Origin of the sequence: Methyloprofundus sp. (genome assembly GCF_965251085.1) — a bacterium.
Taxonomy (GTDB): domain Bacteria; phylum Pseudomonadota; class Gammaproteobacteria; order Methylococcales; family Methylomonadaceae; genus Methyloprofundus.
The window spans coordinates 3,010,034-3,021,611 of sequence record NZ_OZ252594.1 but is presented as its reverse complement, the minus strand read 5'-3'; the positions used below and the strand labels follow the sequence as shown (position 1 = coordinate 3,021,611).

The 11,578-nt window shown below is 40.7% G+C and carries 8 protein-coding genes; 6 read left to right on the top strand and 2 right to left on the bottom strand.

What is annotated here, in order from left to right; all coding sequences use genetic code 11:
• The first annotated feature begins 48 nt into the window (after window positions 1–48).
• Both ACQY3F_RS14070 and trmL read left to right on the top strand, forming a co-directional pair.
• Entirely contained in the window at window positions 49–2,550 is a 2,502-nt protein-coding gene (locus ACQY3F_RS14070; RefSeq protein ID WP_428355529.1) for a glycogen/starch/alpha-glucan phosphorylase, read from the top strand.
• Window positions 2,551–2,639: 89 nt separating this feature from the next.
• Window positions 2,640–3,095: a tRNA (uridine(34)/cytosine(34)/5-carboxymethylaminomethyluridine(34)-2'-O)-methyltransferase TrmL gene (gene trmL, locus ACQY3F_RS14065; RefSeq protein ID WP_428355527.1), complete on the top strand. Its 456-nt coding sequence runs from the start codon at window positions 2,640–2,642 to the stop codon at window positions 3,093–3,095.
• 256 nt (window positions 3,096–3,351) lie between these two features.
• Here the strand turns inward: trmL and ACQY3F_RS14060 are convergent, their stop codons facing one another.
• Together ACQY3F_RS14060 and ACQY3F_RS14055 are read right to left on the bottom strand one after the other, a co-directional pair.
• On the bottom strand, window positions 3,352–4,491 hold the full coding sequence (locus ACQY3F_RS14060) for a PilT/PilU family type 4a pilus ATPase (protein ID WP_428355526.1): 1,140 nt from the start codon (window positions 4,489–4,491) through the stop codon (window positions 3,352–3,354).
• An 18-nt stretch (window positions 4,492–4,509) separates the two neighbouring features.
• Window positions 4,510–5,547, bottom strand: a complete 1,038-nt coding sequence (locus ACQY3F_RS14055) for a type IV pilus twitching motility protein PilT (protein ID WP_428355525.1) — start codon at window positions 5,545–5,547, stop codon at window positions 4,510–4,512.
• Between the two features lie 535 nt (window positions 5,548–6,082).
• Between ACQY3F_RS14055 and ACQY3F_RS14050 the strand changes: the two genes are divergently transcribed.
• The 4 genes from ACQY3F_RS14050 to polA all read left to right on the top strand — a co-directional run bounded on the left by ACQY3F_RS14050 (window position 6,083) and on the right by polA (window position 11,403).
• Window positions 6,083–6,763, top strand: coding sequence for a YggS family pyridoxal phosphate-dependent enzyme (locus ACQY3F_RS14050; protein ID WP_428355524.1), 681 nt, complete (start codon window positions 6,083–6,085; stop codon window positions 6,761–6,763).
• Window positions 6,764–7,066: 303 nt separating this feature from the next.
• Window positions 7,067–8,263: an ISAzo13 family transposase gene (locus ACQY3F_RS14045; RefSeq protein ID WP_428352931.1), complete on the top strand. Its 1,197-nt coding sequence runs from the start codon at window positions 7,067–7,069 to the stop codon at window positions 8,261–8,263.
• A 270-nt stretch (window positions 8,264–8,533) separates the two neighbouring features.
• The gene (locus ACQY3F_RS14040) at window positions 8,534–8,671 is read left to right on the top strand and encodes a hypothetical protein (RefSeq protein WP_428355523.1); all 138 of its coding nucleotides are present in this window, start codon (window positions 8,534–8,536) and stop codon (window positions 8,669–8,671) included.
• Window positions 8,672–8,685: 14 nt separating this feature from the next.
• Window positions 8,686–11,403, top strand: coding sequence for a DNA polymerase I (gene polA, locus ACQY3F_RS14035; RefSeq protein ID WP_428355521.1), 2,718 nt, complete (start codon window positions 8,686–8,688; stop codon window positions 11,401–11,403).
• Window positions 11,404–11,578: the final 175 nt, after the last annotated feature.

Here is an 11,578-nt window from a genome sequence, read left to right as displayed (position 1 = left end):
GTCCCTGAAGAACATTTAATAAATTTAAATCTTACCTAGTAAAAGCATATGCCAAATAACGTATTTAAAAAAAGTAACCCTTGCTCTGATATTACAGAACTACCAAAATTAGGGCTGGATAAAAAAAATATAACTGCAGACTTTAAGCGCTATTACAGTCACCGCTTAGGTCGTGACCAGCATTGTCGTTCAACACATTACGCTTATGAAGCACTTTCCTTGGCGATAAGTGACCGTTTAGTTGAACGCTGGAAAGAGACTTACAATACTTATAGAGAGACAGATTGCAAGAAAGCGTATTATCTTTCCATGGAATTTTTAATGGGACGTACGTTAAGTAACGCCATGCTTAATCTAGGTGTTACTGATCAAGTAACAAAGGCGATGTATGATTTAGGCCTGGATATAGAAGAACTGATAGATAGCGAACCTGATGCTGGCCTGGGTAATGGTGGTCTGGGTCGATTAGCCGCCTGTTTTATAGATAGTTGTGCGACCTTGCAATTACCCGTTACCGGCTATGGCTTACGCTATGAATACGGCATGTTTACCCAGGCTATTATTAATGGAGAACAGGTCGAACGACCTGATCACTGGTTAAAAAATGGCAATGTCTGGGAAATAGAACGCCCAGAATACACAAACCGTATTAAGTTTGGTGGTAAGGTCGTGGAAGCGGTTGATGATAAAGGTGCAAAGAAGAGAATGTGGATTGATACACATGATATTTTGGCCGTACCTTATGACACCCCGATTCCTGGTTATCAAAATGGTACGGTCAATACTTTACGCTTATGGAAAGCAACAGCCACTGAAGAATTCAATTTAGATGAATTTAATGCGGGAGCGTATGCTGAATCCGTTGCTGCAAAAAATACAGCTGAAAATATCAGCATGGTACTTTATCCCAATGATGCTAATGAAAATGGTAAGGCACTGCGTTTACAGCAGCAGTATCTTTTAGCGTCAGCAAGTTTACAGGATATTGTTGCCAACTGGGTGGGACGACATGGAAATGATTTTACCCATTTTGCCGAAAAAAATTGCTTTCAATTGAATGATACGCATCCAAGTATCGCAGTGGCAGAACTCATGCGCCTATTAATTGATAATCATGATATAGAATGGGCTGAAGCATGGAATATCGTGACAAAAACCATGGCTTATACAAACCATACTTTATTGCCGGAGGCATTGGAGAGATGGTCGGTTGGTTTATTTGAACATTTATTGCCGCGAGTAATGGAAATTATTTTTGAAATAAATGCTCACTTTATGGCTGAGGTATCTACAAAATGGCCTGGCGATAATGAGCGTTTAACGCGCATGTCCATAATTGAAGAAGGGCATGGTCATAAGCATGTAAGAATGGCCTATCTTGCTATCGTCGGTAGTTTTTCAGTCAATGGTGTCGCAGAGTTGCATTCGCAATTATTACAAAGAGGCTTGTTTAAAGATTTCTATGAATTATGGCCAGAAAAATTTAATAATAAAACCAATGGCGTTACTCCTAGACGTTGGTTGGCAGCATGTAATCCTGAATTAGCAGAATTTATTACCTCAAAAATTGGCGATAAATGGATTACTAATTTGTCAGAGCTAAAGAAACTTGAAAAATTTCTTGATGATAAAAAGTTTTGCAAAAAATGGTATGAATTACAACAAAGTGCCAAACAAACATTAATTGACTTCAAAAAAACAGAGCATGATATCGATCTTAATGTAAATGCTTTATTTGATGTACAGGTAAAGCGCTTTCATGAATATAAACGTCAGTTGTTAAATGTATTACATGTCATACACCTGTATGAGCGTATTAAGCGTGGTGATACAGCTAACTGGACAGACCGTTGTGTATTGATTGGTGGTAAGGCTGCACCAGGTTATTACATGGCAAAGCGTATTATTAAGCTGATTAATAACGTTTCTGAAATAATTAATAATGATCCGGATGTAGGTGAAAAATTAAAACTGGTATTTATGCCAAACTACTGCGTTTCAGCAATGGAAAAAATATGTCCAGGAGCTGATTTATCGGAGCAGATCTCTACTGCGGGTAAAGAAGCCTCTGGTACTGGTAACATGAAATTTATGATGAATGGCGCGTTAACCATTGGCACGCTGGACGGTGCAAATATAGAAATCCGCGAAGAAGTTGGCGATGATAATTTCTTCAAGTTCGGCTTAACTGAAACTGAAGTTGAAGAAATGCGCAATCATTATGACCCTATGGGAATTATTGCTCAGGATGAAGACTTACAACGCGTGATGAACCTACTAGAAAGTGGGCATTTTAATCAGTGTGAGCCTGGTATTTTTGATGATGTTATCAATTCCATTAAGAGTTCAGATGATATGTGGATGACGATTGCGGATTTCCGTAGTTTTATTGACGCACAAAAACGTGTTGAAGAAGCCTATCAGGATAAAGATCGCTGGACGCGTATGAGCATTATCAATACAGCCAATAGTGGAAAATTTTCTACTGATCGTACTATCCAGAGTTATAGTGATGATATCTGGAAACTAAAGGCAGTGAATGTTAAGTAATTAACAGGCATTGAATAAAAAGCCCAATGTGTTTTTAAATACATTGGGCTTTTTTTTGTTTGCAACCCTATGTCGAGCTGGAATTATAAATGTTTAATATCGTACTTTTTGAACCGGAAATACCCGCAAATACCGGCAATATTATTCGCTTATGCGCCAATACAGGTGCAAAATTACATTTAATCCAACCTTTGGGTTTTGAGCTGGACGATAAAAAGCTGCGTAGAGCTGGGCTGGATTATCATGAATGGGCAGATATAAAGGTGCATGAAAATATAGCTGCATTCTTAAGCAATGAGCAATATGCAACAGTTTATGCATTAACGACTAAAGCTAAGCAATGCTACTCATACACGGCATTTCAGCCCGAGGATGTGTTGATGTTCGGGCCAGAAACACGAGGATTGCCTGATAGTATTTTAACTAGCTTACCTGAACAACAAAGGCTTCGCTTACCTATGTTGCCGGAAAGTCGGAGTCTAAATTTGTCTAATACAGTCGCTGTAACCTTATATGAAGCCTGGCGGCAACAAGGCTTTTCCTAAATGCAGTAGAGCAGGCTTTAATCGGCTTCGCTCACAAGATAGATCGATAACTGGCTAAGGAACGAGAATTTAATAATATTCGCAAGTATGACGCAGGATTTTGGCATCACAGGCGTGTAAGGAAAACAGGCGCAGTGAGGCTACGCAACAGTTTTTTTAGTGCGACTGTGGAATCAAAAGAAACGTCATTCCTGCGTAGGCAGGAACAAGTCAGACTCGGGTATTATTAAATTCTCGCTCCTAAGTGTAATAGCACTTAATAGCGAATGTTTCCACCTTCATCTTCATCAATATTTGCTAAGCTTATTTCCTGATCTTCGCCGGAGAAATCAGAGTGTGCACCTAATTTAATCATCAAGCGGACTTCATTTTTAGAGTCAGCGGCATTAAGTGCATCTTCATAGCTAATTTTTCCTTGAGTGTATAAATCATATAAAGCCTGATCAAAGGTTTGCATGCCTAACTCCCTTGAAGATTTCATCAATTCTTTTAATTTATGCACTTCACCTTTACGAATAATGTCAGAAACTAAGGGTGTGCCCAATAGAATTTCCATCACTGGGTAGCGACCTTTGCCATCAGCCCGGGCAACCAGTTGCTGAGCGATAATTGCTTTTAAATTTAGTGAAAGGTCCATAAAAACCTGACCATGCATATCTTCAGGAAAGAAATGCAAAATACGATCTATTGCCTGGTTGGCATTATTTGCATGTAAGGTGGATAAGCATAAATGACCTGTTTCTGCAAAGGCCAGGGCGTGCATCATGGTTTCTCTGGTACGGATTTCACCAATAAGAATAACATTAGGAGCCTGGCGGAGGGTGTTTTTTAGTGCAACTTCATATGATTCAGTATCCATACCCACCTCACGTTGAGTTACGATACAACCTAAATGCGGGTGCACAAATTCTATAGGGTCCTCTATGCTGATAATATGTCCGCTACTGTTTTCATTACGGTATTTAATTAGAGAAGCCAGTGAAGTCGACTTACCCGTGCCGGTGGCACCAACAAAAAGCACCAGGCCACGATTTTCCATAATGACATCTTTTAAAGTAGCCGGAAGGTGCAAGCTTTCCCAGTCTGGAATCTCAGATTCGATACGTCTTAGAACCATTCCAGCAGCATCTCTTTGGGTAAATGCACTAACTCTGAAACGCCCTAGTCCATGACGGCTAATGGCAAAATTACACTCTTTAGTATTTTCAAACTCATCGCGCTGGCGTTGCGACATGATGCTTTTTACCAGCTGTAGAGATTGTTCCTCTGTTAGTGGGGTTTTTGAAACATCTTTAATTTTACCATCAATTTTCAATGCAGCTGCTCGCCCCGCAGTAATAAATAAATCTGATGCTTTTTGTGTACTCATTAATTCTAATAGCTTCTCAAAATCCATAGTATTCTCCTTGATAACTTAACGGAACATATCTCTACTAACGGCCTTAATCATAGCCGCCTTGGAGGTTATTTTTCCCGCATCTACCAGCTCTTTAAGATTTTGATCCAAAGTCTGCATACCATCACGACGCCCCGTTTGGATTGCAGAATACATTTGCGCGACTTTCGCTTCACGAATCAGGTTGCGAATCGCGGGTGTGCCGACCATAATCTCGTGTGCGGCGATACGTCCGCCGCCGATTTTTTTCAATAAGGTTTGTGAAATAACGGCTTGTAATGACTCAGAAAGCATGGAACGAATCATTTCTTTTTCGGCTGCCGGAAAAACGTCAATAATACGGTCTATGGTTTTTGCAGCAGAGGTGGTATGAAGTGTGGCAAAAACCAGATGACCTGTTTCAGCAGCCGTAAGTGCCAGACGTATGGTTTCAATATCCCGCATCTCACCGACCATTATAATATCGGGATCTTCTCTTAGAGCTGATCTTAATGCGTTATTAAAGCTTTGCGTATCTCTATGCACTTCCCGTTGGTTGATTAGACATTTTTGACTGGTATGCAGGAATTCGATGGGATCTTCAATAGTCAGAATATGTTCATATCGACTGAGATTAATATGATTAATCATAGCCGCCAGAGTAGTTGATTTACCTGAGCCTGTCGGGCCTGTGACCAGTACCAGACCGCGCGATTTTTCAGTTAATGTGGTAAAAAACTTAGGTGCATCCAGGTCTTCCAGAGATGATATCTCCGAGGGAATGGTACGAAATACCGCCGCTGCACCGCGCTCCTGGTTAAAGGCATTAACACGAAATCGAGCTAAACCGGGTAATGCAAAAGAGAAATCTGTTTCAAAAAACTCTTCATAGTCACGTCGCTGCTTGTCATTCATAATGTCATAAATAAGCGCATGCACTTGTTTATGGTTGAAAGCATCAATATTAACTCGACGAATATCGCCATCCACTCGAATCATAGGCGGGAGGCCGGCAGATAAATGCAAATCCGAGGCACCGTTTTTTACAGAAAACGCGAGTAATTCAGCAATATCCATTGAGACTCCAAGTCGATAGTAAAAATTAATTGTAATGGTATCTTTTATACCATAGCTTATGTCTTTGAATTTTTAAAGTAGTAGTGTTTAATAAAGCAACAAAAAATGATTGTACCTCTTAAACCTAGAAAAATCAGTTGCTCACGGTTTATAGCGCAAGCTCTTGATTCCACAGCACTTCCGAAAAACCCCCGATTAACCTACGTGAATCTAAGATTTTTTGAAAGTGTTATATTAATTCAATATCTTGCACTATAAATTCGTGCTCAACTGATTTTTCTAGGTTAAACTAAAAACCGCAGTTGAACGCTAAAAATACTCTAAGTATTTGAATATAAAGCATAATTACCGTAATAACTTATCGCCTGCAGGGTGAACAGACTCCGCTTCACGGTTTTGTGAATAAATCTGAGCGCGAAATACTGCGTTACAGCTATTGCCAAGGGCTACGGCCATTGCCTGCTAGCTGTGCCTGGTCTTTCGCACTCAGGTTTTCCACAAAATCCCTGCTCAACTGCGGTTTCTAGGATAAAAAATGACATCAATAGCTATAAATTTAGACAGGATTAACACCGCTATTCGCCAGAGTGAATCTGATTCGCAGCGAATCCCATATTCCGTTCAATTGCTTGCAGTTAGTAAAACCAAACCAGCAGAAGATATAATTCAAGCTTATCGTGCTGGGCAAAGGCAATTTGGTGAAAGTTATTTACAAGAAGCATTAGCAAAACAGAAGCAGCTGAGCTGTTATCAGATTTGCTGGCATTTTATAGGACCAATACAGTCCAATAAAACCCGGCAAATTGCAGCGCATTTTAGCTGGGTACATAGTGTTGATCGAATAAAAATTGCAAAGCGCCTTAGTGAGCAGCGACCAGGCTATTTGCCGCCATTAAATATATGTTTGCAAATCAATATAAGCAATGAGCCAAGTAAATCAGGTTTTCAGCTCGATGAATTAGCCGATGCAATTGAGCAGATTGAAAAGTTACCAAATCTTAAATTGCGTGGTGTAATGGCGATACCACAGCCAGCAACTGACTACGAGCAGCAATGTAAGCCATATCGTAAGCTATTTCAAGCGGTAAGCGCATTACACAGGCCTGAAATAGGTACTTTTTCTTTCGGTATGACAGCAGATTTGAAAGCTGCAATAGCTGAGGGCTCAACCATTGTAAGAGTTGGAACGGCCTTATTCGGCCGTCGATCGGCGTAGCTAATGTGATTCAACTGTTATGATTTTCTATCGTCAGCGGTCATCAAGCGCGCAGCTAAATCGTGATCAGAAAATTTGTTCATAAACCGGTGTCTACTAAGAATAAATCATCAAGTGTAGTGTCTAAACTGATAAAATTAGCTACTATCAACAGAATAGAGGCAGAGAATCTGCAGGGTGGCTTTTGATCGCACTTGGTTAGGGAGATGGAAAGAAATAATCATCCAAACGAAGTAAGCTTGTGTCTCAATAATTTATAATAATGAATTCTGAATTTATTCTCACACTAGGCAGATAAGCTTGTTGATATTAACAGATAGCATTATAGGTTGGATTATAAATACAGCCCATCGTTTAAAAGGCTCGGTACGTCGTATATTCATGGCTGAAACGGTGGAGCTACTAGGCTCAGGTGGTGCAAGTATTGCTGAAGAAAAACTAGGATGGAATAGAGGCACTATCCGAAAAGGACAATATGAACTTGAAACTCAGCCCATAGAAGATAATTTTTCAGCGAGAGGGCGTAATAAAAGTGAAGAGCATTTTCCTCATCTACTTGATGACATAAAAAAAATTGCTGAACCGGAGTGTCAAACGGATCCCTCTTTTAATTCCTGTCGATTATATACCCGGCTAACGGCTAAAGAAGTTAGAAAACGTTTACTGGAGATTGATTATTACGATGAAAAAACATTACCTTGCTCAAAAACTATCAATACAAAATTAAATGACCTGAGTTACCATCCAAAAAAGGTACAAAAAACAAAGCCTCATAAGAAAATCAAGGAAACGGATGCAATTTTTGAACAAGTTCATTCAGTCAATGGAATGGCAGATATCAACCCAAAAGAGATTCGTATATCAATTGATGCCAAAGCAAGAATGAATATAGGAAATTTTTCACGGGGAGGACGAAATCGGGTTTTAACAAAAGCAGAGGATCATGATTTAGATGTTAAGGAAAAGTTAACTCCTTTTGGTTTTTATCTGCCTGAACATGATGATTTTTTCCTTTTCTTTACAGCAGGCTATGCCAGCAGTGATTTCATCGTTGACCGATTGGAAGAAATTTGGCCAGAAATTCAAGAAAAATATGGAGTAGATATTCTGACAATTAACGCTGACAATGGTATGGAGAACAGTAGCTCCAGAACTCAGTTTATAAAAAGGCTTGTGGAGTTTGCTGAAAAAAGCAACATAAAGATAAAACTGGCCTACTACCCTCCTTATCATAGTAAATATAACCCAATTGAACGAGTATGGGGAGCCTATGAAAATCATATTAGTGGCGACATAATGGATACAGTTGAAACAACTTTAAAATTTGCCAAAAGTATGACCTACAATGGCAAAGCACCTATTGTTAAATTAACAGAAAAAATATATGAAACAGGAGTAAAGGTAGGTAAAAAAGCAATGAAGACGTATTATCAGTTTGTTGACCGAATGCCATCGTTGGAGAAATGGTTTTTGACCATTTCTCCTGGTTGTTCTGGATGATTATTTCTTTCCATCTCCCTTAGTAAAGTTTCATAGGGTCCTAGCGGTTTTATACTTGGCGCGGTCACGGATGCGGTTGTATAGTGAGCTGATTTTTGTCGATAGCAAGACGCTGAAACTGGCGCATAGCTAGAGGAAAGTAAATTATTTCAGTATTGGTCATAATAGCGGGAGTGTAATAGTTTTAGCGATTACTACTAAATAAACTGAAGTTTTTTACTCCCGTTTAAATGTTTTGTTAGAGTATTTTTTTGAAATTTTGGAAAGCTTATGAGCGCTTATAAAACCAGTAAAAAGGTGAGATATCTCACCTCAATTATTTTTATATTATTTATGGCATTTATTGTCGGTGGGTCTTATCTTGCACAGCAAAACCAGCGTGTAACGGAAAATACACTTGAATATTAAACATATTAACACTTATGCCTAAAAAACTACTCCTAGTTGACGGATCCTCTTTTCTGTTTCGTGCTTATCATGCAGTTCCGCCTTTAAGTAATGCTGAAGGGTTGCCCACTAATGCGATATTTGGCGTTGCAAATATGCTAAAGCGATTAAGAAGCGATCATAAAACGGATTATTTTACTGTGGTGTTCGATGCACCCGGCGGCACATTTAGAAATGAGCTGTATAGTGAATACAAAGCGCATCGCCCGCCTATGCCGGATGATTTACGTGTGCAGATTCAGCCTTTGCACGACTTAATTATCGCGATGGGCATACCGCTAATAATGGAAACCGGGGTGGAAGCTGATGACGTGTTGGGAGCTCTGGCACAAATGGCAGTTGAGCAAGGCTTTCAAGTGGTGATTTCTACCGGCGATAAAGACATGGCGCAATTAGTGACCGAGCAGGTGACTTTAGAAAATACCATGTCTAATACAACAATGGATATTCAGGGGGTTATTGATAAATTTGGCGTCACCCCTGCACAGATAATTGACTATTTAGCCTTAATGGGTGATAGCGCGGACAATATTCCTGGCGTGCCTAAGGTGGGGCCAAAAACTGCAGCAAAATGGCTGGCACAGTATCAAACACTGGATAATTTAATAGCCTGCGCAGATGAGATTAAAGGGAAAGTGGGTGAAAGCCTGCGTGCAAGCCTGGACGATTTACCTTTATCCAAACAATTGACCACCATTAAATGTGATCTGGGTTTAGCCTATACGATCGAAGATTTACGTTGTAGCCAGGCAGATACTGCTGAACTACAGCAGCGAGTAGCGGACCTGGGATTTTCTGCATGGTCAAAAATATTACAGCAGCCGGTCAAAGCTGAGAAAACAGCCGCTCCTGCACTAGAAGAAACTGAAGTTGCAGTCATAGCTGCGACAGAATATGCAATGATTCTGAGCTGGGAGCAATTTGATCAGTGGCTGGAAAAATTAAAGGCTGCAGAACTTTTTGCCTTCGATACGGAAACCACCAGTCTCGACTATAGTGAGGCTGAAATTGTCGGAGTATCTTTCGCCATTACTGCGGGAGAGGCGGCGTATATACCTTTGGCACATGATTATCCCGGTGTCGCTGAGCAACTCCCACGCAGTGAAGTGTTGCAGAAATTAAAGCCGCTATTAGAAGACCCTGAACAGGCGAAAGTAGGGCAAAACCTGAAATATGACAGTAATGTGCTGGCGAATTACGCGATAGAATTACAGGGAATTGCCGAGGATACCATGCTGGAATCCTATGTGCTCAATAGCACGTTAACCCGACATAATATGGATGATCTGGCGAAAACCTATCTGCATCGAACGACCATTCATTACGAAGATGTCGCGGGTAAAGGTGCAAAGCAGATTGGCTTTGCTGAAGTTGCGTTAGATCAGGCAACTCAATATGCGGCAGAAGATGCGGATATTGCGCTGGCCTTGCATCAAGTGTTGGCACCTAAACTGGCTGAACATCAGGCTCTGCTTGATTTATATAAAAACATAGAACTGCCGGTACTGGGTGTTTTATCTCGTATGGAGCGCAATGGGGTATTAATTGATAGTGATATGCTCGCACAACAAAGCATGCAGCTGGCAAATCATATTATGGCGATAGAGCAGCAGGCGCATGAGTTAGCCGGACAGAGCTTTAATATAGCCTCACCAAAGCAGATTCAGCATATCTTGTATGATCAATTACAGCTCCCGGTGTTAAAGAAAACGCCTAAAGGACAGCCGTCAACAGCAGAATCCGTGCTACAAGAATTAGCGCAAGAATATCCATTACCGGAATTGATATTAAAGCACCGCAGTATGAGTAAGCTGAAATCGACGTATACCGATAAGCTGCCGTTACAGATTAGTTCGACAACAGGCCGGGTGCATACGTCGTATCATCAGGCTGTAGCAGCGACAGGGCGTTTATCATCATCTAACCCTAACTTACAAAATATTCCGGTACGAAGTGAAGAAGGGCGCAAAATTCGTCAGGCTTTTATTGCGCCTGCAGGCTATAAAATAGTCGCGGCAGATTATTCGCAAATTGAATTACGCATAATGGCGCATTTGTCTGGTGATAAGGGCCTGCTAGATGCTTTTTCTAAAGGTGAGGATATACATAAGGCAACGGCTGCTGAGGTATTTGGCGTAGCGCTGGAGCAGGTGACCACTGATTTACGGCGTTCGGCAAAAGCAATTAATTTTGGCTTGATTTATGGTATGTCAGCCTTTGGTTTGGCAAAGCAGCTAGGTTTAGGCCGCTCTCAGGCGCAGGAATATATCGATTTATATTTTTCTCGCTACCCAGGCGTTCAGCAGTATATGCAAGATACCCGTGAGACGGCGAAGGCTCAGGGCTATGTTGAGACTATATGGGGGCGGCGTTTGTATTTGCCGGAAATTCATTCTAAAAATGCGGCGCGTAGACAATATGCAGAGCGTACCGCAATTAACGCACCTATGCAGGGAAGTGCGGCAGACATTATTAAACTGGCCATGATAGCCACGGATGTCTGGTTAGAGGACGACCAAACTGATGCCAAAATGATTATGCAGGTGCATGATGAGTTGGTGTTTGAGATAGCTGAAGATAAAGTTGTTGAATATAGTGCAATGATCAGGAAATTGATGAGTGAGGCTGCTGAATTAAATGTCCCTCTAATAGTAGATATTGGTGTCGGTATTAACTGGGATGAGGCACATTAATTAATACAGTAGAGCGGACTTTAGTCCGCTTTGGTTTTAACACTTTAGTATAGGGTGTGTTGGCGCTAGGAAACGCATTCGTGATGCGTTTCGTGTCTTAACGCATCCTATATTGGAGATAAATTTTCACTTTCTAGGTTAAAGGGTAACCCATAGGATGGGTTGAGCGTTTTTT